A 23,617-nucleotide genomic window follows, 5' to 3' on the forward strand; every position below is an offset into this window, starting at 1 on the left:
ACTAATACTTTCCTCTAAAATCTTGTAATTTTTCATCCAAATTTCACTCATTGGATTTTCTCTTTTAAAATCATCGGATTGCATAAGATAATTTTTTATAAGCGGAAACCACCTTTAGGGTTGCAATCCCGTTAATGAAAACGAAATACAGCCTTTCGGTTGAAACTGCTACCTCTTAGGTAAATACCTTGGATGGTTTCCTTATTGTAAATAAAATTTGTCTTTGATTGTTCAAAAACAGGATTGCATTACAAACTTACAAAATATTTTGATATGCTTTTAGTTTTTTTAATCTCTTGTCCTATTAAACCAAAAATCTATCGTAAGTACCACTTACGCTTTAATTCATCACTCAATTTCAATTCTGCCCTATGCAAATCCAGTCCAAGATGAATAAGGTGCAACGGGTATTTATATTCGATTTTGTATTTAGCCAAATCAGCATTACTACACTTATATTCTTCGTCAAGCGAGATTTTGATAAATCCATATTTTACGATTGACCTATCCGCTTTCAACATTTCGTTTACTGCTTCTATCAAAACGTCTGATAAGCAACAAAACTGCCACTAACAACACCTTGTTTCAATTGCAAGGCATGGTATTCTTTAGCAAGTTTTTCGCAAACTTCTATATAGTCTTTTAACATAGTATCAGCTTGGATAGGTGTTAATTTTAATTCATCAATAATTCGTTGTTTAAAATTCATAATTTTTGTAATGTTTAGTTATTTCATTTTGAGTACTAATAGTAAGCAGTTTAAAGTAAACCGTTTTCAATATAGTAATCTAACATATTGTTATCATCTTCTTCACTCCATTGAGATTCTTTCCATAATTCGTGAGCCGATTTACAGAAATCATCATCTGTTTTAATCATTGGTTCTCCAACTAAATAACCAATCTCTAAATAATCTTCATCAGCTAAATAAAAATAATTTTCTTTAAAACCTTTATTCATTAATTCTTGTTTTGCAAATAAGCAGTTTTCTAAAGTGTGAGAAAACCGATTTTCTAACACATTATTGTCGCAAGTGGCTGTATTTGGTTTTTCTGAATTATTTTTCATTTCTTTAAATTATATTTAAAATAATCTATTCACATAGTTCGTAATTTTCTCTAAAAGCTTTCATTGTTAAAATATCCCACCCTATTTTTTGTCTATCTTCAACAACTACATTATTAATTTTAGAGGTAATATCAAACATTTTAGCCATTGCTAACTCTTCTTGTGTTTTGATGATTCGATAATGATACTGTGTTGGTTCTAATTCAAGTTCTAAAACTTGGGTTTGATCTTCAGACAAAGAGTATCTAAATTTTTGATTACTAAAAGATTTTGGGTTTAAATCTTTATCAAAAAACTGCATTTCGCTAACCATATCAAATGTAACATAATCCCCTATTTTTAATTTAAGATTTGAATCCTTTTGAATGTAAAAGCCGTACTTAATAGCAGGTATTAATCGATTGTAGTCTTCAATGTTTTCATCTGTTATTCTTGCTTTTATTTCTGTTTTACCAAAAATTTTTAGAATACATTTAGCGTTTGGATTTGCTCCCTTTTTTTTGTTTGTTAGTTTTGGATTTCTCATAATTGATTTATTTAATTATTATTTTTATTTTCTTCCTTAGAACCTTGTTTATTTTTACTCGCTTTGATTAAAGCAATTGTTGCAACTAAAAAAAGAACATTATAATATTGTTTTAGTTCAATTCTTCTTTTGTGTCTTTCTAAAGTTATTTCTAACATCAACTTTTCTAAATCTCTTTTTTTAGCTATTTGATGCGATTTGTAATTGTTTATGAAATTGAAAATTTTTGCAACAAAAAATCCAATTATAATTCCTGATAACAATTGATTAAGTATTTCCATTTATAAATTATATTTAACAATTAAGCACAGACAAAAAATTTGAAACGATAAAAGCAAAGCCTGTATACAATAGATCAATGTTGTTTCTTTAAAAAATAAACCAATAAAAAGAAAAGGCACAGAAGCGAAAAAGACTATAATTTTGTTATTATTTTTTGCGAATTTTTTCATAATTAGATAAAGTTATTTTTAGTGATTTTTTGTTTTAAGGCGTTATTTTTTAAAAAACAACTAAGAGTATAAAAACTGTTGAAAACCTCTTAAAAAGCCTTATTTTAATTCAAAAAGTTATTTTGCACAAAATTCAATTTTAAGGCGGTTTCTTATTAAAAAGACGTATTTGTCTTTCCCACCCTCTAAAACCTTGTTAAAAAGCTTAGATTTAAGTTCATCGTTACTATTTCCGAATTTTTCGTCAAATAAATAAACGGAAAGCTTGTTTGCAGAAGTTAACTTTGTGTTTTTAGTAGGGTTTTGATTTGGATTAACCAAAACCCGAATCACAAAATTTTTATTGATTTCTGCGTTAATTGGGTTGTCAGATTTCTTCGCTGGTCTCATTGTTCTTGTTTTGATTAAAACCTATTATTCTTTCGATATAAGAAGTTTGTAAATTGTATTTAAAACACACTCTATTAATGATTTTTTGTCTTTCTATATCAATTGTTATTTTGGTTAAAGAAGTGTCTTTTTGTAATACAATTATGTCTTCTCTAATTTCTGTAATGCATTTTGTTGTCTTATGAAGAATTTCTTTTGTACTAATTATCTCTTTTTCTAGTTGTAACTGTTGCAACGTTTCTTCAAATTCAGGCGTTATATAATATCCTTTTGGCTTACCATAAGCTTTTACCAGTTTTGCCCATTCTAAATGTGTTAATGTTTTGCATAGTATAGATCGTTTTGAAAAAGGATTGCTGGCGTTTGTTTCCTTAATTACGTTTTTAAAAAAAATTACAAGATCTTTATCTGCTACGTAATTGTACATTTTTCTTATTAAAGCTTTAGAAGCTGTAAAAGGAATTGGTTTTAAATTTGAATTATCCATTGCAACAGTTTTTTAAATTGGTTAATTAGCGAATTTGTTGAAACACAAATTCTTTTTTGGTGTGGTTTGATTTTAAAAAACGATCTGACAAACCCGTTTTTTTAATCGCTAGTTCTAAGGCTCTTTTTTCATTGTCCTTTACTTTTGCTTTTGCTACTCTGTAGCTTTGTAATTCATTTCTACTCATTTTATAATTATTTATTGGTTACTAAAAATTGCAAACGCAACGATCTCCGTTAAACTCATTTAATAAATTCAATTGAATACCACTTTCTGCCAGCGCTACTAAATCATCAATTGACTTATTTTCTCTAAAGAATCGATTGCCGTATTTTGTTTCTTCATCACGATGCCAGTCAATAAATCTTGTACCATATTGAATACTTTCAATCAAGGTTTTATCAGATTTTTTCCAGCATAACTCACAATTACCTAATGAAGAATGTAAGTGAAGTTTAAAAGGTTCTTGTTCAAAGAATAGGTTCAATTCATTTTGACCAATTGGTGTTTCAAAATCTGTAATGTTTGGAGCAATTCTATTTTTATCTTCTTTTAACTCTGCTAGAGTAATTCTTTTTGGCATATCTTCTTTTCTGTATCCAATTGCCTTAATATAGTTTGTAGTTTGAAAAATGTTTTTTGCAAAATGATGTGATACTCTAGTTTTTAAATAATCAGAACAATAAGGGATAGCTTGATTTGGAACCCCAGTCCATTTGTTTTTGTTTAAATGTTCAATTGCTTCTGAAAAAACTTTCCCTTTCATATCTAAGCTTTCTTTTTTAATTTGTTGCAACTGGTTCAACTCGTATTCTAATTCCGTTTCCACTAAATCCCAATCGATACAGTTAACAGAAGCACGCACTTGCGTTACATCGTTAAAAACATAAATTTGAGAATGCGCATAACACGATCGAAACGTATCTATGTCGGTGTTTTCATTGAAGTAATAGACTTTCGTTTCAATTACTCCTAGACTGTTTTTATAGAAGTAAGGAATGTTTATTTTCCTTGTATCGTTTGCTTCAAAGAAATCATCTTTTGTTGCAATTCTTAAACTGATTAATACGTGTCTTTCCATAATTGTTACTATTAAAGGGGTAAATCATCATTTGGGTGCTTCTCTTTTGTAAACAAATCTGTTTCAGGTTCTTTTTCTTCTTCAGGCGTATTGAATTTTATAACTGCGTCTTTAGTTTTAATGAAAAAACATTCTTTGGTTGTTGTTTTGTTTGTCTTTTCGTTTAAAACATTTATTTTGATACGACCATCTTTTTTTTGCATTTCTTTTGGATTAAGAGTATAGCCGTTAATTTTACAGAATGATAACAATGAAGTTTTAAACCCTTTTGCAGATTTAGAAGTTTTACCACCTACAAACCTTGAGTATTCTTGCATTAAATCTTCTCTTATTATGTTTACATTTAAGTTTTCTTCGTGGAAATAAGAATTTGCCCACTCTTCAAAATTATCTCCCATACTAGCACGCAGGTTATTAATTGTAATATTGTCCTGTGGTGCTTGAAATTCATTTCCTCTATGTTGTAAGTACAATTGGCAACATTGCAACATGAAATTGTAAAAAATATTCCATTGCTTTTTATCCCAGTCTTGAAACAGGTTTTTACCTCCAAAATCGTATGAAATTCTTCTTTCTTGCTGGTAATGCTCTGTTTTAGCATGGTAATAATCTGAAAATGAAACAAATAATATTCGTCCAAAATCTGAACCAGTCATATTTGGCATTCCATAGTTAGTGATGTAAACTATTTTTGGCGCAATATCAAAAGGTATCTCATAGGGTTGCGAATTTTTAGGATTCACAATTATAGAGTTTGTAATTTTTGTATAGAAAAATTTAAAATCCAAGTACTTATCAGCATCATCGATTTGTATATATTCGCTTGTGTCTTGCAATCCATGAAAAATATGTCTGTCTTGTGTAATGCTTTTGTTTTTACCGTCTATTAAAAAACGATTTTGAAGCAGCTTATCTATCCCTCTTAACATTACACTTTTTCCAGTCCTACCGTTAGCGTCTTCGTCACTTTCTTTTGGTGTGTCGTCCATTACATATAAACACTTTGCAAAATCTTCTTGCTTGTATCTGTGTAATAGGTAGCCTAATGAAAAGCACTTGTTTAAAAAGTGTTTTTCTTGTATTATTTGTTCTTCTTCAGTTAAGTTTTTTCCGTTTAAATTAAACCTATTCTCATTATGGTATTTTTCTGCTTCCACTTCATTTTGAAAACTGTCCTCTAGTTCCTTTTTCCAGTACACACGAGAGGCGTTCATTAAATAGTTCATAAACTGACAATCTTTTCTTAAAATCTCAATTCTATCATTATTTAAGCCGTCTTTATAGTGTTTAAAGAATTTATCTTCTTTAAAAATTGTGTGTTTTATTATTTGTTTGCTCCAAGCATGGTTTTCAAAATCTCCATGTTTTTTTAGCTCCACTTCTTCAGGTGTAATTTTTGCTACTTGATTAGCAAAAAAGAAATACTGTGTATTGGCATCAAACGACTGAAAATTTAACTTAATATCCTCTAAGCCTAATAAATGATTTTCGTTGAAATAAGGTGTTGATAGTATCATGTTTGCCACATCTAGCGGTTGCCCTTTTTCTTTTACATAAGCTAAACAAAAACGTCTTATTTCTCTAGGCATTACCTTATACACGATATTTCCCTCTATGCGTATGAAAATTAATTGTTCTTCGCTGGCAACATCTATATGTTTATGTTCTATTTTGTAAGAATAGAAATTATGAACGTTTAAAAAGTAATGCAGGTTTGATAAGTTAATTTTATAAGTTGCCGAACCGTTTTTTGCTATTTTACAGTCAAAAAACTTGCATTGCAACGCTCCTGCAATTAAATTTTCAAACTGGTTTGTAATTGTTGTTATATCAGCGTTTTTATAATAGTCTAGCCAGTTACGAAAGTCTTTTCCGTTTGCAGTCATTCTATCTGCTGGCAGCCAAATACTTTTTAGCGTCCAAAAGGATTTTGCAACATCGTAACCGTATTTTTTGCCCGACTTATCTATATCGGGTATGTTGTATATTTTTTTTGTGTATTGTTTTATTTGTTGCAACTCTGAATAGGTTATTTGCTCACTTTCAGAATTAAACCAAATTACATTGTAATATGCTTTAAAAGAATTGCCTATACTCGCAATATTCAATCCGTCTGAACCGCCCGTAGCAATAAATACTTTTTGTTGTTCTAAATCTTTACGTAATTGATTAACAAGTACAAGGCTTCTTTCTTCTCCCTTTTCTCTTGCTTTAGCTATTTTTTCCTCTTCCTTTTCAATCTTATTTTCTAAAGCCTGACATTTTTTAAGAAAACGATCTAACCCGTGAACGTATCTTTCAGGTTTTGTACCTAAATAAGAATGCTTGTATTTTTTATCTCTAGGGCAGTAAAGTTTTACCCACTCTTTAGGATTTGGAGTGTAAGCGAATATTGGATAAGTTTCGTTTGCAATTACTTTAATTAAGGCTAGTTTTCCAGTATCTTTTTTAGTAATTACTTTTTCGTAATACTCCACTTCATAAAAATTATACTCTTTGGCAGTTTCTGTAGTAAGAAAACGACCTACAACGTTTAAGTTTTCGTACTTCTCTTTAAACTTAATAGAAAAATAGTCTTTATCTTTTTTTGTATTCTCTTTAACTTCTACTGTGGCTTTAAAAAAAGTGTTGTTTTCGGATAGGTTAAATTCAGCATATAAGTGTTGCAACGCATCTCTAAACTCTAAACCTATTAAATCCATAACAACAGATACCGCAGAATAACTTTTCCCTCCAAAATCTACAACAAACCAAATACCCTCTTTTTTCGACAAAACACAACTAGGCGTTTTTTCAGTTTCTCTGTATTTGAATTTCTTTTTATCGTTTTCACAGCCAATAGATTGCGGTAGATATTTGAAAATAATATCTAAACCGCCATTGGTGTTAGAAAAAAGTTCTTCAGTTGTAAATTTGTATGTTGAAGTGGATGCCATTAACTAACTATTACAGGGTCGTTTACTTCTACATCTTTTGCCACTTCGTTCATTAAAATAGCTTCGCACTCTTTTAAATTTTGTTGCAACCTGTTTTTTGCTGGTTGATAAATTATAGGGGAAATATCTATAGAGATATTCATTAAATCGAAATACTTTGCAAAAGCTTTTATTGATTGGATAGAATCTATTTGCATGGTTAAAGTTTTTTTAGTTAGATAGCACTTGTTTTTTAAAGTTTTTTAAACTGTTCTTTTCAGCTTTTTTTGTTTCAACTATTTCTAGTATTTCTTTTTCTACAGTATGATTTTCTGTAATACCGTTTAAAATATTTTGAATGCTCTTTGGCGAGTAGCTTTCTCCTTTCTTATTAAAAACCTGTTTTTCATTTAAAACAGGTATAATAACTCTGCTAGGGTGTTTTCCTAAAATTTGTACTATTATGTCTTTTTCGCTTTCTGTTATCATGGTCTATTTGTGTTTAAGATTCTTACTTTTTTATGCAGTTTTGAAACTGGTACTACATAAACCAAATCTTTACCTTTTTGCGTAAGAATAACTTTCATACCTCCTAAAGTTGTTTTATAATACCCTATTACTTCTCCAGTAAGCTTTGTTGCAATATCTTCCGATTCATCGGTAAAGAATTCAAAATTTAATCCTATTAGTTTTTTCATATTTTACAGTTTTTTTGTTTACTCATCTCCAAAAGGCGTATACCCCTCTTCACTATCATTATATTCTTCAGGATTCCTAAGTTCTTGACCAAAAGAGTTATAAAATTTACCCGTATTAATGTCTTTAAACTCGTATGAATCTGAAGGAGCGCAATAAACTCTGATTAATTTTTTTTCTGCCATAATTTTTATTTTTTATTATTTCCAAATTTTTCCACTACCTACAAAAGTTTGCTTTATAGTTTCGCCTTGTTGCTTCTTTTTTTGTTCTTCTTCAGTTAGAAGCATTGATATTGAAAAATCTTCGTCTCGATCGTTTGTAGTGTCGTAATCGTATGTTTTAAACATTGCGTATTGCTTACCGTTTTCGTGTTTAATTATTTTATCTTCGGGAATATCAGTAAGGCATATTTGAAGTGTTCTAAGCTTACTCATTTGTTGCAATTTCTTTGATGTTCTTTTTATAAACTTCATTTTGTAGAATATTCCTTTTTCCTATTTTCTTGAAAATCCTAAAATATTCTGATGCTATAAAATCAATTCCCAATTGATAAGAATATCTACCGTAAAAAAGGAAATCGCCGTCTCTATTTGTAATTAATAACTCTACATCTTTATTGTAAAGTCTTACACTTATTTGTGAGGGTCTTGAAATATCAAAAGCGTAACTTTGTCTACTAAACAAAATAATTGTATCACCCGAAGAACCTAAAAGGGCTTTACTCGTTATACCTATTCCTTTTGTTAACAGAATGGCTTTCTTAATTAAAGCTGGGGTTATTTGATTAAGATTTTCGACTTTTAAAGTTGTGTTATACATAGCTAAAATTTTGGCATGTTTTCTGCAATTATTTTTTTTAATCGATTTGCTTCTCTCATTTCTTCTGTTAATTCATTTTGTTTTTTAGCGAGAAATAAATTTGAACCTATTAAAAATTTATCCTCAGGTTTTAGAAAGAAAAGTTGGTTCATTTGTTTAACAAATTCTGTGTACTCTTCAATAATTAAGCTATTTTCTTTTGCTTCTTCTTCTCTTGTTTTCATGTTTTATGATTTTAAGCTGAAATTTGACTTAAAAGCGCATTGTAATTACTTTCAACTATTACTGTAGCTTGTCCTACTTCAACTGCGTTACCTATATATTTTTTTTGTTGCGTTTTAGTACCTATTAATTTGTAGTCTTTAGGAAAACCTTGTATTTGCTTCAATTCATCTATATTTAACATTCTCATTTTAATATCACTTATACCATGTAGAAACATAAATTCAACAATCTTTACACGGATAGACTTTTCTAAATGTGGACCAAAAGTGTTGTTTTCTAAATCTTCTAAAAAAGTATAATCGTGAGAGTTAAAGAAGTTTTGAATTTCCATTAAAAAGCAAGGTTCTTCATTTATTTTAACCAAGTATAAAGGTGCTTTATCTTGCCTTGCAACAATAGTGCAACATGGTTTTTCTATACTGGAATTATTACCGCCCCAAGATGGATTTAGTATATAATTAGCAGCTTTAATTTTTACAAAATTGAATTTTGGTACTGTAGTAATTGCTCCTGCTGGCAAATCAATTGATCTAGCAGAACCTTTACCGTATTGCTCGTCTAAAAAGTTTACATCTATTTTTGTAACTCGATCTTTTGTTGTTATTGTCGGAGAGGGATTTTCAATACTATGCAAACCAAAATTTTTGTAGTATGTAGATAAATGAGCAGCTGAAACTATTGCTTGACCTCCAACTGTTGTGATTGTTCCTGCTGGTTCATTTATAGATATTACTTTACCCATAGGACGACCCGAGAAATATTTTTTTATAAATACCGATTTGACAATTGCATGAGTACAATTAGTTAAAATTGTACCCATTGGTTTATTTAAGCTATTAACCTTTTGTTCAGGGTTAACTTTGCCTCCATTGTATCGTTTAGTAAATGTATTTTCTCCATTTGCAACAAACTTTAATAGTCCAGCGTAAATGCGTTTTAGCGTGTTTTCAGATAGATTTTTCTTTCTATTAAAAATACTTTCGCCCTCATTTTCAAGTTGCAACACTTCTTTAACTGGTTTCCATCTTTTTAAACCAGCTGTCTTTTTTAGTTTATTTTCTTTTACATGAGTTTGTTTTGGCCAGGAGATTGGCAAATCATTTTTAGCGAATTGTATAAAAAGCCTTTCACGAGATTGATACGCACCAAAATCGGCAGCATTAAATAACTTATAATCGTAATAGTAATCATAAGAAATAACCCTATTAACCCATTTTTCATAATCTTTGCCATTTTCTTTTGAAATAGGTTTACCCATTTTATCAAGCGGCCCCCAAGACATAAATTCGCGAACATTTTCAACATAAAAATAGTCGGGAGAAATAGCCTTTAAATACATAAACATATGTTCGGCTAATGTTCTGCTATCTGCATCCCTAGATTGACCACCTTTAGCCTTTGAAAAATTGGTACATTCAAGCGATGCCCATAAATTTATAATTGCAGTTGGTTCTTTTTGCCTTACTTCATCAACAATAACCTTTAATTTTTCAACTACTCTAAAATCCCTTATATCCTCTGTAAAGTGAATTGTTTTAGGATGGTTTAACTCATGTGATGCAATTGCATTAACATCGTGATTAACACAAGCTAAAACTGTAGAATTTGTGTTTGAAAATTGTATTCCTGTAGAAGTGCCACCAGCACCGCAAAAGAGGTCTATCCAATAAATTTTCATATTTTAAAATTTTAAATTGTTGCAACAATTGTTAAAAAAAGAACCAAAGGGTTTTAAACTGAAATTATATAAGCGATTAAAGAAATTAACGCTTAACCCTTTGGTTTTAAATAATTTGGTTAAATAGCTAGATGCAGTAAATTTTCGCTCTAGTATATCTGAAATGAAATTGTTGCAATTTGTTGCCATTTTTAGCGGTATTTGTTGAAACTGGCACAACTATTGAAAAGGTATAGGCGAATAAAAAAAACGTAATACTATATATAGTAATTATTCGTATATTCGTTGCTTATATCAATTCGTAATTGTGGCGCAATTAATTCGTTTTGATGTAACAAATATACAATAGTTTTCTAAATATACAACGAATTTCAAACAAAAATACAACAAAAATTGGAACATTTATTACAATTCATTGATTATAAAGGGATTACAATATTTAATTTTGAAAAAAAATTGGGTATAAGGAGTACAATTGACAAGGCAATTAAACAAAAATCTAATCTTAGAGGGGATATTTTATCGAAAATCGTTGAAGTATTTCCCGAAATAAATCCTTACTGGTTATTAACAGGAAAAGGACAAATGCTATTAAGTACTGAAGAAATAAGTATTAATAAAGTTGAAGAACCTGTTGCAACGTATGGAGAGAAAAACGCAATTACGTTAGTTAAACACATACAATTACTAGAGGAACAAATAAAACTACAAAAAGATCATATTGAGTTTCAAAAGACAATAATTGAGAAACTAGAAAAAGAATCTCAACCAATTTACGAACTGATACAGGAGTTAAAAGAAAGAATAAAAAAGGTTGAAGATTTTAAAGAAGCTGTAAAACTTCTTAGTAAAGTAGGTTCTAAAGTTGAAGAAAAGGAAAAATTAATTAATAGAAAAAGCAATCCTAGTAAGTAGGTCTACGCTTTGTTGTTTTTGAGTTGCAATTATTTCGTCTTGCAGAATAAAATATAAAATATCTGAATGAAGTTTTTTTAACTGTTTTAATTGTTTTACTTCGTCCTTTTCGAGCAATATTTTTTCATATCTATTAAGTAATAATTCAATTGTCATTCCTTACCTCCTTTTCTACTTCTTTTATTTTTCTTTCAATCTCTTCTTTTAAATCGAATGCTTTTGCATAAAACGCAATTTTTCTACCAATGTAAAAAAGCGATAGGCAAACTAGAAATACAAAAGGCATTATAACAATTAATTCTTTTAATTCGTCTTTTAAAAATATTTCGTCGTTTAGTAAAGTAATAATTTGATAAACCAACATGCCTACTGGCACTAGAATAGCGTTTTTCCACCACTCACGACACGTAAAAAACCAAATTAGCATAAGGTATATAAAAATAAACTTTTGAAGAAATACCCATACAAATGTTTTTACTGACCCATAATAGTGAGATTCAAAAGTAAAAAAAGACGTTTCCCAAACTTTTACCTCTGGAAAACGTGTATAGGAATAAAATAGAAAAGGTGTTACAATGATAAGTGCACCAATTGCAACATTAACCCCCAGTTGGCGGTTTAACTTTTGACGGGTCGACGTCAACCTCGTCCGTTTGAACATTGTTGTTGGTATTAATTTCATCAGCTGTACAAGATGCTAGTAATAATAGTAATGCTACAATAAGTAAAAATGAAGTTTTTTTCATGGTTAAGAATTTATATTAAAAAATCAAATTTACCGATTTTAAAAAACGCTTTCTTTAACCACGTAACTTACTTATTAACAACATATTAACTATTTTGGTTAATGCAATTATTTACAAGTCAAATATTACAAATTAATTTGTTAAAATGATTACAGAAAAACTGTAAATAAAGTTAAAATTATATCCGTATAAATACGTACAAGGTATTGCAAAGTACGTATTTATACGTAGTGAAAAATCAGTATAAATACGTATTGCAACAAAAAAATAGTAATTGTATGTTTGCTAATTAAACATTAATTTACAGCATTATGAGGAAATTAGTATCTCTTTTAGTTTTAGCTTGTTCTTTCTCTTTTGGGCAAAAAAACCCAACAACACTTTCTGCTTATTATACAGGAGGTAATTTTACACAAGTAGGTTTAAGCCTTGAAAGAGGTAGACTAAAAGAAAACAATAAACAGTTTGTTTCGCATGTTATCAATTTAGGTATAAATAATTATGATTACAAAGTAGACAATCTCAAAGTTACTGGAACAGGATTTGTAATTGAATCAGGTTTAAGAACCTATATTAATAATGATAAAACCAATAAAAACTTTTACGTTGGTAATTTTTTCAGTTATGGTAATTTAAAATTTGATGAGAATTTTTTATTTGGAAAATTTGAGGGTACATTTTCTTACTTCTCTTTATTTAGCCCTGAAATTGGCTACAAAATAAAAGCAAAAAATTTTGTAATTGACCCGTTTGCAGGTATTCAATGGCAATGGCAAATAAAAGGCAAAGGAGATATAGACAATGTAAATGTTAACAACTGGCAACCAAGAATAGGTATAAGAATAGGTTACCAGTTTTAAAACTAAAGAAAGCAACAAATTTATATGTTTTGTTGCAACAGAAAATAAAAAATATTGTATTACGTTAAAGAAATGAAAAAAACAAACTATTTCGTTTTTATGTCGTTTTTTTTCGTTAATTTGCAGTTACTTAAAATCAAATCAATTCGCTTTTTATGATTCCTAAAACGGACATATCAGAAGAAAAAAACAATTCTTTCGAAAATGCACACTTTTTTAATGAACTAGCCAAAGCTTTACATAGATTAGGCGATGATATTGAAAATAGTGTAGGTTTGTTTGATGCTATTGGAGAAAAAAATGAAACATTTACCCAGTTAGAAGCTACAATTGAAAAACCTATGCTAGATACATTTATTGAAATGCAAAATATGGCTCAACCTCATATTTTTAAAATTGTTTTTAAAAGTTTTGTAGAGGCTTTTACATCTTTAAAAGATCATTTTAATTTTATTCATTATGCAGCTGCAAATGACCGTGATTTAACATTTTTTATTTCTACTAAAAACGAGAAAATTAAGGATAACCTTGAAAATTTAGAGTTCGACTATTTTACAGGACACTTACAAAATTATTTAGAGGTAAATTTCTGTTTTCTTGAAGAAGACATGGAAAAAGATTTGTTTAATACCGAAAAATTAGAACTTAATGCCTAAAGTTTACGAAAACAAAGCAATACATAATGAAACTTTTCTTTATTGCATAAACAATGACTATCCTAATGAGTATTTCGATTGGAAAGTTACAATACAGTTTTATACTGCTTTGCATAAATGTTATTGCGTTTTATTGACTAAAAACTTTACAATTCATAAAAGTCATAAAGATAATATCGATAATATTAAAACGATAGATCAAAATCTAAGCACTAAATTACACAAAGTTTATAAACATTCTAGGCAATCTAGGTATGATGGTTTTCTAACCGAGGATTCAATGAACAGGATAAACAAAATAAATTATACCGACGGAGTAAGAATTTTAAACGACATAAATAATTTAGTCGCTCAATATTACCCAGTACCAGCACCAGTAGCAGTTTAACATTATAATATTATAAAACATTAAAAAGGCAATTAAGCCTTTTTTTTGTGCCTAATTTATTTAAAATACATTTTTTTTGTATTTTATTTTTTTTGTATTTTTTTTGTATTATTGTCTTATAGCCTTATTTTACTATACTTAACATATTATAATACAAATAATACAAAAATATTATAAGAATAATAATAAAAGGGGTAGGGAAAAGAAAAAAGCTTGCAAAAGGGATTTTGCAAGCTAAGAAATAAGAAGAAATAAGGAGTTCGAGCAAAGCTCTCACGGTTTTAGTTATTCCGCTGGAGCGGAATAAGAAATAAGGTGTAAAATCTACGATTTTACAGTTTTTGTTATTAAAAACAATGCTTTTTGACTTACGAATGTTTGTTAAGGCTTGTTTTTAAAGGGAATTTAGCGTTTTGACCACAGTCAAATTACAGTCAAAAAGCATTGTTTTTAATAAGTTTAACGAACTTTAAAAGGTTGATACACAAATAATTGGGTTTTGTTGCTGGTAGAATAAGAGTCCTTTTACCCGCACAACAAAAGCTGAACAATCGTTCGGCTTTTTTTATGACTTCTATTTACGGATTTGAAATATAAAAAACTACTCCTTTTACAAGAGTGGTTTATTTTTAGCTACTTTGAGGGCACGGATTGTAAATCATAAGTGTTCGAAACCTTAAATTTAGTAATTTTACAAGAAACCATGCAAGTTTCAAAAGTGTTAAATTATATACCTAAAGAAGAATTAGAAAGATTATCAATAGAATATAAAGTTGATTATCAAGTAAAAAAGTTATATGGGCAGACAATGTTTCAACTTTTGTTGTTTTCAATGCTAAATGTAAAGTATAATAGTTTAAGAGTAATGGAAGAATTCTATCATTCATTAGCTTTTAAAAGCATTGCAAATAAAAATTTTGAGAGTGTAAAGTATAATTCCATAAGAGATCGATTAGTAGCTATAAATTCTGATTATTTTGAAGCAATTTTCAATAGTTGTTTAAAAAATATCAGAAGAAATACTTGAAGAAAAGAACACAATATAATTTCCTTCGATTCTACTTTAATTGCTATTTCTTCAAAATTATTAAAAGATGGAATGCAGATTAACAAACAAGGTGATAAAAGATTTATAAAATTCAGTATGGCATTCTCTAATGTTCCGATTCACTCCAAAATTTTTACAGAACAAGCATTTGTATCAGAAGATTTTGCATTGAAAGAATTAATAAAAGAATGTCCACTAAGTACTGATAATATTTTAGTTTTTGACAGAGGACTTCAAGCAAAATCTACATTTGATGAGTTTAGCAAAAAAGAGCTAACTTTTGTAACAAGACTTAATAATTATACTCGTTTTGAAACGATAAGTAATTTCGAAATTATAGAAAAGGAAACAGAAAGATTAATCATTGAACAAGATTTAGAAGTAAGGTTATTTGATAAAAGGAGTAAAAAAAAACAAACTTTTTTGCGCTTAATTATTGCCAAAGAAAAAGAAAGTGGTGAATTATTTTATTTCTTAAGTAATAGTAAGGCTCTAAGCTCTAAAGAAATAGTAGAAATTTATAAGCAAAGATGGGAAATCGAAGTGTTTTTTAAATTTATCAAACAAAATTTAAATTTTAGTCATTTACTATCTAGAAATAGTAATGGTATCAAAGAAATAATGTATATGACATTAATAATAACAATACTATTAACAGTTTATAAAAAATTAAACAATTTGAAAGGTTATAAAATTCCAAAATTAAAATTTGCAAACGAATTGGAAATACTAATCATGAAAGACATTGTTCTAAAATGCGGATGAAATCCAGATAAAATAACTGAAATTATGAAATCTGATTAGGTTTCGAACACTTATGATTGCAAATCCGCGCTATCGGGTCACTACTTTAGTTACTTTTGCCCTATTGCATTGTAAATGTAGGAAATTTTAGTATTTCTTAGAAAAAACCACTCCTTTTGTAAGAGTGGTTTTTGTTTTTATTTGTAACTCAAAGTGAGGACACTTTGCGCAGCTGAGTTTTACCCATTATCGAATTTTATTAAGCAAACTAAAAATAATCAAAACTATAAATGTCAAAAAAAAGTAAATCAAAAGTAACCTACCGTTTTTAAATTTATACTTTTCAAGAATATAATTGTATCTTTTTTTATGAAAAACACAAAAATAATTAATCGATAGACATGGAAAAAAACCTATAATAAAAAACCACACTATATTAGACAACCCTTTATTATTCAAAAATTTATCAATTAAACTCATAACTATTAAACCTAAATCATAGCTAGTAAAATATAGAATTGCACTAGTGAATGAAATAATGTTTATAGCCATAAGTAATGACATATACAATAATGTAAAAATTTTCCAATGACTTTCGCCTCCATTTTTAATTCTTTCATAATTAATTGCATCTGTCCATACTGAAAAATATATTTTCATAATAAAACTAATCATTTGCTTCTTCAATTAAGTCATAAACTAATCTACCTGTAAAATAAATTGCTGCTCCAGCTCCAATAGCCCATCCTACAGGATTACTTGCTAAAAAAATTGCTGCTCCTAAAGACGCTACTCCAACACCTGCATCTACATAATCTAAATTTGTTGCAGTACCATTATAAATTTTATATCCAGAATAACCAACACCAACTACAGTACCTACTATTCCAGTAACTTTTGAATATTTTAATATTTTTGTTCCATGTTTGCCTAAAAGTGCTTGTCCTTTAACGCCTAATGCAGCATTAATTCTCCAAGTTTGCTGAGATGCTGTTAATTTTTGAAAACTCCATAGTGTATTATTTGTTTTAAATTCATTTGCAACTCTATACATTGAATATTCTGAGACCCCACTACTCACATTTCCAATTGCACTTATAATAAGTCCAAAATAATCTACTTTATCTTCCTTATTAACATTTTCTTCAGTATTATTTATAATTCCTCTAGTTCCATCAGGAAGTAATTTTTCTTGAGTTCCATTTTTATATATTACAACACTATAATCTGAAATGTATTCAAATCCTTCTCCATAAAGTTTTAGAACATCTTGAGCATTATTTACATTTGGATCCCAAAAAGGATCACCTTTCCCTTGTCTTACCCAACCAGCAAAATATTTTGGCTCTTCTTCAATAAAACCTGTTGGGTCAGCCCATAAAGCGGGATTATTAAATGCGAATCTATAAGGGGTTATATTTTGAAATAACTCAGAAAACCTATCCATAGAATGAAATCTACCAATAACTGGGTCATATTGCCTAAAGTCCATCGCTGTAACATTAAGTCCCAACTCATCTTGCAGTTCTTTTCCGTTATACTTATACTTATAATTTGGTTGTGCATTATCTGTGTTATAACCTTGATGTTTCAACCCAAAAGGATAATAATGACTTTCTTCTAAAATAGGGCTTACAAAATAATCATTACAAATTAACACTCCACTCTTTGGACTTGTAAAACAAACAGTTGTGTGTTCCATTCCAAGAAAACCATTTCCATCTATATCAGAATAACTTAATCTTATGTTTCCTAAATGATCCGTATAGTTAAAAACATATTTGAAAGTGGGACTTACTCTACAAGTAGAACATGCCTCAGGAATGTGATACTTTACATATCCTTCTGCATGTGGAAAAAACTGTAACAATCCTTCTAAATACTGAAAACCTCCTAATAAATATTCTGTAGTAGCTACTACACTATTTTCTGTTACTTTTTTACTTATCTTCTGACCGGTTGCACTATAAAGATAGGAAATTTCATTCCCATCTTCAAATAAAATATGAGTAGGCAAATTATAATGGTTATAAGTAATGGATTGAATATGCTTATTTTTATCTCTTGTAAGATTACCATAACCATCATACTCATAATCATCTCCACTCGTATTTCCGTCCACAAAACCTTCTGGTGAATTTGTGTTATCATCTACACGCATCAATTGGTTTTTATTATTGATATCATACTGATAAATCAAATCATCCATAGGAATGGTATAATTAGTATCATCTATAACCCCATATCTAATTAAATCTTTAATATTACCATTTTTGTCATAATTTATGGTTTCTCGGTAGGCATTTAAAGGGGTCGTCTCTCCTACTCTTTCGTATTTAGCATCTAATAACCTATTTAAATGATCGTAAGAATAATTGTATTTTCTTAATTTATTATCACTCGATGTCTTCCAAAAAGTCTCTGCTATATTGCCATTAAATAAAGGAGTAGCTTCTTCTGCATCATTATATCTAATCTTAAAAGCAAATAAATCACTACCTAAATTATTTACATCGTTAATATCTTTTAACCAACCTCTAATATTATAAGTATAGTCAACAATTTGTAAAGCCGTATTTCCTGTTGTATCTGTACCTCCAACATTTTTACTCACCAGTTGCCCTAATTCATCATAGGTGTTTTTTACAATTAACTGTTCTACCCCACCATTTACTTGTTGGGTATGAAGGCTTAAACGGTCTTGATCCGTATAAGTATAATTATCCCTAACTGTAAAAATATTTGCACTATTACTATCATGTTTATTAATAGTAATTGTGTATAGTGTTTTACCTGCCCAATCGAGCTTATTATCAATTTGGGTATAACCTCCCAGATAATTAGAAACATAGCTTCTTACTGGACGATATTGTACATCATATAAACTATATCCTATTTCTGCTGCGTTGGGATTTGTAGCATCCATTACTTTAACCCAAGAACCTGTCAACAATCCTTTTACGTCTGTTGCTAAAGCTTGTCCTTCAACGTCAGTTGGAAGTGAAGGAGCTCCTGGATACGTATACGAATCGTAATAGTTTTTTGTTAAAATAAGATCATCAACAGCTAAAGTAAATGGATTACTCCCTGAATTAATATTATCTTGATAAGTTGCTCTATCTGTGGAAGAAACAGCCATTTGTTTCCAACCAGTTTGTGTAACTCTGCCAAAAACATCATATTCTGTAATCATCCAACCTAAAGTAGTTCCTCCATAAGGTGTAAAAGCTGGTCCAATAGCTACTGGACGATCTAATCTATCATAAATAATGTATTCCCAATCCTTACCAGGCAATTTTTTCTCTATAATACGATTACGCGTATCATATTTATATTGATAACCTAAATTTTCAATTTCTGAAAAATTAAGTGTGTAAGAATATGTTGTTACTCCACCAAAAATATTAGAATCTAAGGGTTTACTTAAATTTTGAGATATTCCAGGAAGAGATGTAAAATAAGTCTGTGGGTTATTAACATCATAATCTTCAAAAAAAAGTTTATTATTCTCAATTTTTACAATAAATTGATGATTCCCATTATAATTAACGTCAAAGTAACCTAAAATCATGTCAGGGATAGGTGCTATAGCATTTATTTCAAACTGCTTTGTTAAATCAAATGTAGATTGCACTCCTAAACCAGCTGATAAATTTAAACTAATAGTACTATTCTGGATTTGAATCGTCATACCACCACCTCCTGATGTAACTGGATTACCAGATGAATCAATTAAAAATTCTGAAAAATTTATAGATTGAGAAAAAGTATAAGGTGTTTGATTTGCTTGAACATTAGCTACATTATCTGAAGCCAAAGGTGGAACTACATAAATTAAATCACCAATAGCATCATATATATAGTAAGTATCAAACTTTTGTCCGTTATTAAAACTTCTTTTAAGAACAGTTCTATCTAAATTATCAACATACTCCTCAGTAGTATTATTTACACCATCTAACGCTTGCCAATTTTCATTTTTTACACTATTTTTATATATTGTATTTGGATTATAATATCCTATACACTCTAAAGTATAATTGATACCATTCTTTGTAACTTTAAAACGAAATACTTCGTCACTCTCTGAATTTAAATCGTAATCGTATTTTACCTCATGACCACTATCTATAGCCCAAGATGCTCCAGGAGCGGACTGTCTCATCACCCGATTTAATGGAGAACCATCATATATTTTTTCACTAAATGGAAAATTAGTCGTTTCAAAATTGGGATTCGTGCTACTTGAATAGTAATTCGACTGACTAGTTAATGCACTGGAATCAAAATCTAAAGTCGAACTCGATCGTACGTAAGGTAAAAAATCTTTTGCTTGTCTTCCAAAACCATCATACTCCGTTGGAATGATAATATCATTTCCTTCTCCAGATTGTTTATAAGCAACTTGCTGAACTGGTCTACCCAAACCATCAAAATACTGAACTTGAAGTACTGCATCTGTAGGATTAGCAGGATCTAGCGTATTTTGAGTGGTTTCTTTTTTGTATTTGATTGTTTTTATATAATTTCTATCTTGACTTTGGGAAAAAGAAAGCAACGAAAAAAGCAAACTAATTACAACAAAAAATACATTAATCGTAATTCTCAACTGACTATTTAAAAATGAAAAAGGTAAAATACTTTTCATTTGACTATTCTTTCTATAATTTTTATTCATCTTACCTTAATCTTTATAATGATACTCATTTTCACTTAAAACATTACCATTTTTATCTTTTACAAACTGCAATCTGTTATTTGTATCATAATGATATGTAAACTTATTGCCTTTTGCATCTACCATTGTAGAAACTCCTACCAAAGGTTTATGCGTATAAGTTATTACCATTGCATCTGGTAATGCATTTCTTAAATTTTCCAATGCAATAAGTAACTGAGCTTCTGTACCTGTATTTGAAGCATCTTGTATCGCTTGAATTAAAGAAGAAGAAATACTAGAATATGTCGCATTTTCAATTTTTGCTACGGGTAGGGTTTTGTTGTAACCCCAAATAACACTAACATTTATATTATGTTCTTGGTGATATTGAAGCACATTATCTTTATCATCATATAAGTCATAAACAAGTTTCTTATTAGAATTGTTTTGAAAATCATAAAAAATATTTATTTCTTTAGGTCTAGTATTTAGAAGATAATCATCATAAGTATATTGGGTTTCAGATTTTAAAACATCATTTTCTTTCTCCGTTATTATGGCTGGAAGATCTAAAATATTGTTTGAATTATGTAAATTTGATAATGATATTAGATTTGGATGATTGAATGTATATGTAAATGATTCTTCAGACAATGGTGTTGACAAAACACTCGTTTCAAAAGTTTTAATATTTGATAATAAATTTTTCGAATTGTAAGAAAAGTTTTTTATAATCGTTTTTGATTTGTTTCCAAAAAATTCTGTTATAATTTCTTTTGATATATCAATAGTTTTAAAAGAAATAGGATAAAAAGTTAGTAATACTCTAGGATTCAGTATGGCTTGATCACAAAAATTAGGGCTTGTACCACCCCAACCATCATCTGATACACAAATTCTATATCCATTACTTTTTTTATTCATCCCGTAATTTAAAATTGAAGTTCTTGGAGTATATTGAAATTCTTTTTTTAAAATTATATTATTTAGATTATCGTAAATTATTTCATTTAACAAAGTACCATTCATAAAAGAGCTATTCTTGTCAAAATAATCTGTACCATTGAATAAACTACTGTAGGAATAAATAAGTCCATATTCATTATTGTAATATTTTTTTTCAATATAACCATTATCAATTCCATCATATATTTTTATGCTATCGTAGCCAATATAATCACCATAAATCATGGAATTATTATTGATAAAATTATTTAAATTTGAAACAATAATTTGGGTACTTCTAGTATTAAAAGTTTCCGAATATGAATTACAAGCAAAATTTTCAAAACTACCCGAATTAACTAATACTTTTTTAAAAATAGCTTTACCTCCAAAATAATTAAATGTCTTTTTTGAGATTAATGTGGCATTATAATCAAAATTTTCAATTGATTTAATTCTTAAACCAGCTCCAGTATTTATTGCTGGAATATTTGGATTATTTTCAACACCATACAATAGATTATCAAATTCATTTAATTCGTAAGTAAACAAACTGTAACCTTTTGTGGGATAAATAATTTTTTCTAAACTACTTGCTTTACAATAAAATAAATTGCTGTTGTGATTATTAACTGTGGTTTGTGAAATGTTTGGGTAACCTAAAACTGCTAAATTTGGCTTAAAATTAGTATTATTGCTTCCATTATAAAAGCCCCAATAATCAGTAGAATAACTGTTTTTTTTTGGTAATTCGACATTATTATATTCAAAAACATATGGATTATTACCCATCTCTGTTAAAGAAACTAATTTTAATCTTTTCGATGCTCTATCTTCTTTATTACTATTAGCTTGAGAATTTGAGGTATTAAGAATATTATATCTGGGAGAGTTATCGAAAGTACTATCAAAATAATCATATGAGAACAAATAACTATCTATTACCTCATCTTTTATATTTTTAACAGTTATCTTATCTAATTTTTTCATCCCGAAATAATCTAATCTGTCACTATATTCAAACAATAATGTTTTATTTTCCATGACAATGGATGAAAGGAAACAATAGTTTTGACTAATATGATTTGTTGAAGAAGAATTGATATTGTCTCCTATTCCTATTGAAATTTCTTGATCAGGAGAACCATTAAAATATTGATTTTCAAAAGAATCAAATCCTTTACATTGAAAATTAGCACCTTCTGAATAACTCCCTCCTTGTTTCTTTAAATGAGTTAGTTCAACTTTATTAAGTCCTAAAACTGTGGTTTCAAAATAGTTGAAATTTATAACTTTATTATTATTTGTTTCAATTTTTGTAAGTTTATAATTAATTATACCTCCAGGATTAATAATCTCTAACTTATTAAAATAATAATTATTTCCATTCGGATCAATTACTTTAATACCATTAATTTTTAAAAATGGTGGTGTGTTAGGCATTGGATTAAGAATTACTTCAACTTTGTATTCGGTCTTCCCATTTATTATTTGCAAAGGGAGTATTGGTTGATTCTGAGAATCTAATACATCATTTTGCGAATTAGTCCTTGAGAATTTAATTTCATCTCCATTCAAATTTAAAGAAAAAATATCGGGTTCGCTATCTACTACTCCTTCATGAATCATTTGTAAATATTCAAAATCTGTATTATAATATCCTGTTTGGTCAACCAATATCCCATTTGTGACATTAGCATAATAAGGAATATTTTGCACACTGTTTACTCCCATGTACTGATTTATGTTAACGTTATATGCTCCACCTAATGAAGGATTGGTGTAAATTTCTAGAGTAGGTATGGCAGGATTTCCCTGATAAGGAGGCAATTTCTGATGCCATGCATTATAATCATTTAAATCCTTTACATTTTGAACTATCGTTGGTAGATTCATGCTCCAACCCAAACCGACCACACTTGCCTCTTCATCAACTCTAATTCCTCCGGAATAATAGTCCAATTTTATTGGTATATTAACTTTATTTGAATTAATTTCTTGTATTGGAATACTTATATTTGCTAAACCTCTATATTCATTTACAGGAACATTCCCAAACTTAACGAAGTCCCAACTTGATGGAGGAACTGGAGTTTGTACAATGGGTAAATTATCTTGACTATACCCTATTTTAGTCATTAATAAAATTATTGAAATATACTTTTTCATGTTTTACTTATTTTTTAATCACTTTTACGCTTCCTTTTTCGGTGTTGGTTTTTATTTCAACCAAGTAAATCCCTTGTGGTAGGCTGCTTACTTCAAAAGGAATCGTTCGGTCGCCTGTTAGGGTTTGTGTTTGCAGGCTTCTTCCG

At 28.9% G+C, this 23,617-nt stretch carries 28 protein-coding genes; 6 read left to right on the forward strand and 22 right to left on the reverse strand.

Going from position 1 to position 23,617, the window contains the following annotated elements; all coding sequences use genetic code 11:
* Positions 1–538: 538 nt before the first annotated feature.
* From CX675_RS19930 to CX675_RS19330, 17 genes are all read right to left on the reverse strand, one after another.
* On the reverse strand, positions 539–709 hold the full coding sequence (locus tag CX675_RS19930) for a hypothetical protein (protein WP_165396097.1): 171 nt from the start codon (positions 707–709) through the stop codon (positions 539–541).
* A gap of 50 nt (positions 710–759) precedes the next feature.
* Positions 760–1,068 (reverse strand): hypothetical protein, encoded by a 309-nt coding sequence (locus CX675_RS19265; protein ID WP_130736890.1) that lies wholly within the window; start codon positions 1,066–1,068, stop codon positions 760–762.
* Between the two features lie 25 nt (positions 1,069–1,093).
* Positions 1,094–1,594, reverse strand: coding sequence for a hypothetical protein (locus tag CX675_RS19270; RefSeq protein ID WP_130736891.1), 501 nt, complete (start codon positions 1,592–1,594; stop codon positions 1,094–1,096).
* A gap of 11 nt (positions 1,595–1,605) precedes the next feature.
* Complete coding sequence (locus CX675_RS19275; RefSeq protein WP_130736892.1) at positions 1,606–1,875, reverse strand: hypothetical protein; 270 nt, start codon at positions 1,873–1,875, stop codon at positions 1,606–1,608.
* A gap of 288 nt (positions 1,876–2,163) precedes the next feature.
* Positions 2,164–2,436, reverse strand: a complete 273-nt coding sequence (locus CX675_RS19280; protein ID WP_130736893.1) for a hypothetical protein — start codon at positions 2,434–2,436, stop codon at positions 2,164–2,166.
* Complete coding sequence (locus CX675_RS19285) at positions 2,414–2,923, reverse strand: hypothetical protein (RefSeq protein ID WP_130736894.1); 510 nt, start codon at positions 2,921–2,923, stop codon at positions 2,414–2,416. The genes CX675_RS19280 and CX675_RS19285 overlap by 23 nt, the downstream gene beginning before the upstream one ends.
* A 25-nt stretch (positions 2,924–2,948) precedes the next feature.
* Positions 2,949–3,110, reverse strand: a complete 162-nt coding sequence (locus tag CX675_RS19935; RefSeq protein ID WP_165396098.1) for a hypothetical protein — start codon at positions 3,108–3,110, stop codon at positions 2,949–2,951.
* Between the two features lie 21 nt (positions 3,111–3,131).
* Positions 3,132–4,004: a phosphoadenosine phosphosulfate reductase gene (locus CX675_RS19290; RefSeq protein ID WP_130736895.1), complete on the reverse strand. Its 873-nt coding sequence runs from the start codon at positions 4,002–4,004 to the stop codon at positions 3,132–3,134.
* An 11-nt stretch (positions 4,005–4,015) separates the two neighbouring features.
* Positions 4,016–6,940, reverse strand: a complete 2,925-nt coding sequence (locus CX675_RS19295) for a hypothetical protein (RefSeq protein WP_130736896.1) — start codon at positions 6,938–6,940, stop codon at positions 4,016–4,018.
* On the reverse strand, positions 6,940–7,137 hold the full coding sequence (locus CX675_RS19300) for a hypothetical protein (protein WP_130736897.1): 198 nt from the start codon (positions 7,135–7,137) through the stop codon (positions 6,940–6,942). The genes CX675_RS19295 and CX675_RS19300 overlap by 1 nt, the downstream gene beginning before the upstream one ends.
* 13 nt (positions 7,138–7,150) lie before the next feature.
* Positions 7,151–7,408 carry a hypothetical protein gene (locus tag CX675_RS19305; RefSeq protein WP_130736898.1) on the reverse strand — a complete coding sequence of 86 codons (258 nt, stop codon included), beginning with the start codon at positions 7,406–7,408 and terminating at the stop codon, positions 7,151–7,153.
* A complete protein-coding gene (locus CX675_RS19310) occupies positions 7,405–7,617 on the reverse strand; it encodes a hypothetical protein (protein WP_130736899.1) in 213 nt (70 codons plus the stop codon). Before CX675_RS19310 ends, CX675_RS19305 begins: the two co-directional genes overlap by 4 nt.
* Before the next feature lie 18 nt (positions 7,618–7,635).
* Positions 7,636–7,800, reverse strand: coding sequence for a hypothetical protein (locus CX675_RS19940; RefSeq protein ID WP_165396099.1), 165 nt, complete (start codon positions 7,798–7,800; stop codon positions 7,636–7,638).
* Positions 7,801–7,815: 15 nt separating this feature from the next.
* Positions 7,816–8,052: a hypothetical protein gene (locus tag CX675_RS19315; protein WP_130736900.1), complete on the reverse strand. Its 237-nt coding sequence runs from the start codon at positions 8,050–8,052 to the stop codon at positions 7,816–7,818.
* Positions 8,045–8,437: a hypothetical protein gene (locus CX675_RS19320; protein WP_130736901.1), complete on the reverse strand. Its 393-nt coding sequence runs from the start codon at positions 8,435–8,437 to the stop codon at positions 8,045–8,047. The genes CX675_RS19315 and CX675_RS19320 overlap by 8 nt, the downstream gene beginning before the upstream one ends.
* Positions 8,438–8,439: 2 nt before the next feature.
* Positions 8,440–8,661 (reverse strand): hypothetical protein, encoded by a 222-nt coding sequence (locus tag CX675_RS19325; RefSeq protein ID WP_130736902.1) that lies wholly within the window; start codon positions 8,659–8,661, stop codon positions 8,440–8,442.
* An 11-nt stretch (positions 8,662–8,672) separates the two neighbouring features.
* Positions 8,673–10,340 carry a DNA cytosine methyltransferase gene (locus CX675_RS19330; protein WP_130736903.1) on the reverse strand — a complete coding sequence of 556 codons (1,668 nt, stop codon included), beginning with the start codon at positions 10,338–10,340 and terminating at the stop codon, positions 8,673–8,675.
* A gap of 393 nt (positions 10,341–10,733) precedes the next feature.
* On the opposite strand from CX675_RS19330, the gene CX675_RS19335 reads away from it, so the two are divergent.
* Positions 10,734–11,255, forward strand: a complete 522-nt coding sequence (locus CX675_RS19335) for a hypothetical protein (protein ID WP_130736904.1) — start codon at positions 10,734–10,736, stop codon at positions 11,253–11,255.
* Positions 11,256–11,400: 145 nt separating this feature from the next.
* Here the strand turns inward: CX675_RS19335 and CX675_RS19340 are convergent, their stop codons facing one another.
* Positions 11,401–11,682 (reverse strand): hypothetical protein, encoded by a 282-nt coding sequence (locus tag CX675_RS19340; protein WP_130736905.1) that lies wholly within the window; start codon positions 11,680–11,682, stop codon positions 11,401–11,403.
* A gap of 172 nt (positions 11,683–11,854) precedes the next feature.
* On the reverse strand, positions 11,855–12,001 hold the full coding sequence (locus CX675_RS19945) for a hypothetical protein (protein ID WP_165396100.1): 147 nt from the start codon (positions 11,999–12,001) through the stop codon (positions 11,855–11,857).
* Positions 12,002–12,312: 311 nt separating this feature from the next.
* Here CX675_RS19945 and CX675_RS19345 point away from each other — a divergent pair, with 311 nt between their 5' ends.
* The 5 genes from CX675_RS19345 (at position 12,313) to CX675_RS19360 (ending at position 15,718) form a co-directional block, all read left to right on the forward strand.
* Positions 12,313–12,861: an autotransporter domain-containing protein gene (locus CX675_RS19345; RefSeq protein ID WP_130736906.1), complete on the forward strand. Its 549-nt coding sequence runs from the start codon at positions 12,313–12,315 to the stop codon at positions 12,859–12,861.
* 155 nt (positions 12,862–13,016) lie between these two features.
* The gene (locus tag CX675_RS19350; protein ID WP_130736907.1) at positions 13,017–13,517 is read left to right on the forward strand and encodes a hypothetical protein; all 501 of its coding nucleotides are present in this window, start codon (positions 13,017–13,019) and stop codon (positions 13,515–13,517) included.
* Positions 13,510–13,905, forward strand: coding sequence for a hypothetical protein (locus CX675_RS19355; protein WP_130736908.1), 396 nt, complete (start codon positions 13,510–13,512; stop codon positions 13,903–13,905). Before CX675_RS19350 ends, CX675_RS19355 begins: the two co-directional genes overlap by 8 nt.
* Positions 13,906–14,608: 703 nt before the next feature.
* Positions 14,609–14,932, forward strand: a complete 324-nt coding sequence (locus tag CX675_RS20035) for a DUF4372 domain-containing protein (RefSeq protein WP_205728651.1) — start codon at positions 14,609–14,611, stop codon at positions 14,930–14,932.
* Between the two features lie 18 nt (positions 14,933–14,950).
* Positions 14,951–15,718, forward strand: a complete 768-nt coding sequence (locus tag CX675_RS19360) for a transposase (RefSeq protein ID WP_255509235.1) — start codon at positions 14,951–14,953, stop codon at positions 15,716–15,718.
* A gap of 646 nt (positions 15,719–16,364) precedes the next feature.
* Here CX675_RS19360 and CX675_RS19365 read toward each other — a convergent pair.
* Genes CX675_RS19365 through CX675_RS20355 form a run of 3 tightly spaced genes read right to left on the reverse strand, consistent with a single transcriptional unit; the run spans position 16,365 to position 23,607 of the window.
* Entirely contained in the window at positions 16,365–20,345 is a 3,981-nt protein-coding gene (locus tag CX675_RS19365) for a DUF6443 domain-containing protein (protein ID WP_165396101.1), read from the reverse strand.
* A 36-nt stretch (positions 20,346–20,381) separates the two neighbouring features.
* Entirely contained in the window at positions 20,382–23,471 is a 3,090-nt protein-coding gene (locus tag CX675_RS19370; protein ID WP_130736910.1) for a hypothetical protein, read from the reverse strand.
* A 7-nt stretch (positions 23,472–23,478) separates the two neighbouring features.
* A complete protein-coding gene (locus tag CX675_RS20355) occupies positions 23,479–23,607 on the reverse strand; it encodes a T9SS type A sorting domain-containing protein (RefSeq protein WP_205728653.1) in 129 nt (42 codons plus the stop codon).
* Positions 23,608–23,617: the final 10 nt, after the last annotated feature.

The sequence above is a fragment of the Flavobacterium sp. J27 genome (assembly GCF_004303025.1).
In the GTDB taxonomy this organism is placed as follows: domain Bacteria; phylum Bacteroidota; class Bacteroidia; order Flavobacteriales; family Flavobacteriaceae; genus Flavobacterium.

Excerpts from the sequence above, each read along its gene's own strand:
- CX675_RS19300 (WP_130736897.1), bottom strand. The coding sequence starts at position 7,137 with ATGCAAATAGATTCTATCCAATCAATAAAAGCTTTTGCAAAGTATTTC.
- CX675_RS19265 (WP_130736890.1), bottom strand. The coding sequence starts at position 1,068 with ATGAAAAATAATTCAGAAAAACCAAATACAGCCACTTGCGACAATAAT.
- CX675_RS20035 (WP_205728651.1), top strand. The coding sequence starts at position 14,609 with ATGCAAGTTTCAAAAGTGTTAAATTATATACCTAAAGAAGAATTAGAA.
- CX675_RS19280 (WP_130736893.1), bottom strand. The coding sequence starts at position 2,436 with ATGAGACCAGCGAAGAAATCTGACAACCCAATTAACGCAGAAATCAAT.
- CX675_RS19365 (WP_165396101.1), bottom strand. The coding sequence starts at position 20,345 with ATGAAAAGTATTTTACCTTTTTCATTTTTAAATAGTCAGTTGAGAATT.
- CX675_RS19340 (WP_130736905.1), bottom strand. The coding sequence starts at position 11,682 with ATGCTAATTTGGTTTTTTACGTGTCGTGAGTGGTGGAAAAACGCTATT.
- CX675_RS19370 (WP_130736910.1), bottom strand. The coding sequence starts at position 23,471 with ATGAAAAAGTATATTTCAATAATTTTATTAATGACTAAAATAGGGTAT.
- CX675_RS19350 (WP_130736907.1), top strand. The coding sequence starts at position 13,017 with ATGATTCCTAAAACGGACATATCAGAAGAAAAAAACAATTCTTTCGAA.
- CX675_RS19345 (WP_130736906.1), top strand. The coding sequence starts at position 12,313 with ATGAGGAAATTAGTATCTCTTTTAGTTTTAGCTTGTTCTTTCTCTTTT.
- CX675_RS19310 (WP_130736899.1), bottom strand. The coding sequence starts at position 7,617 with ATGAAAAAACTAATAGGATTAAATTTTGAATTCTTTACCGATGAATCG.
- CX675_RS19930 (WP_165396097.1), bottom strand. The coding sequence starts at position 709 with ATGAATTTTAAACAACGAATTATTGATGAATTAAAATTAACACCTATC.
- CX675_RS19275 (WP_130736892.1), bottom strand. The coding sequence starts at position 1,875 with ATGGAAATACTTAATCAATTGTTATCAGGAATTATAATTGGATTTTTT.
- CX675_RS19945 (WP_165396100.1), bottom strand. The coding sequence starts at position 12,001 with ATGAAAAAAACTTCATTTTTACTTATTGTAGCATTACTATTATTACTA.
- CX675_RS19305 (WP_130736898.1), bottom strand. The coding sequence starts at position 7,408 with ATGATAACAGAAAGCGAAAAAGACATAATAGTACAAATTTTAGGAAAA.
- CX675_RS19270 (WP_130736891.1), bottom strand. The coding sequence starts at position 1,594 with ATGAGAAATCCAAAACTAACAAACAAAAAAAAGGGAGCAAATCCAAAC.
- CX675_RS19355 (WP_130736908.1), top strand. The coding sequence starts at position 13,510 with ATGCCTAAAGTTTACGAAAACAAAGCAATACATAATGAAACTTTTCTT.
- CX675_RS19330 (WP_130736903.1), bottom strand. The coding sequence starts at position 10,340 with ATGAAAATTTATTGGATAGACCTCTTTTGCGGTGCTGGTGGCACTTCT.
- CX675_RS19940 (WP_165396099.1), bottom strand. The coding sequence starts at position 7,800 with ATGGCAGAAAAAAAATTAATCAGAGTTTATTGCGCTCCTTCAGATTCA.
- CX675_RS19290 (WP_130736895.1), bottom strand. The coding sequence starts at position 4,004 with ATGGAAAGACACGTATTAATCAGTTTAAGAATTGCAACAAAAGATGAT.
- CX675_RS19935 (WP_165396098.1), bottom strand. The coding sequence starts at position 3,110 with ATGAGTAGAAATGAATTACAAAGCTACAGAGTAGCAAAAGCAAAAGTA.
- CX675_RS19285 (WP_130736894.1), bottom strand. The coding sequence starts at position 2,923 with ATGGATAATTCAAATTTAAAACCAATTCCTTTTACAGCTTCTAAAGCT.
- CX675_RS19295 (WP_130736896.1), bottom strand. The coding sequence starts at position 6,940 with ATGGCATCCACTTCAACATACAAATTTACAACTGAAGAACTTTTTTCT.
- CX675_RS19325 (WP_130736902.1), bottom strand. The coding sequence starts at position 8,661 with ATGAAAACAAGAGAAGAAGAAGCAAAAGAAAATAGCTTAATTATTGAA.
- CX675_RS19315 (WP_130736900.1), bottom strand. The coding sequence starts at position 8,052 with ATGAGTAAGCTTAGAACACTTCAAATATGCCTTACTGATATTCCCGAA.
- CX675_RS19320 (WP_130736901.1), bottom strand. The coding sequence starts at position 8,437 with ATGTATAACACAACTTTAAAAGTCGAAAATCTTAATCAAATAACCCCA.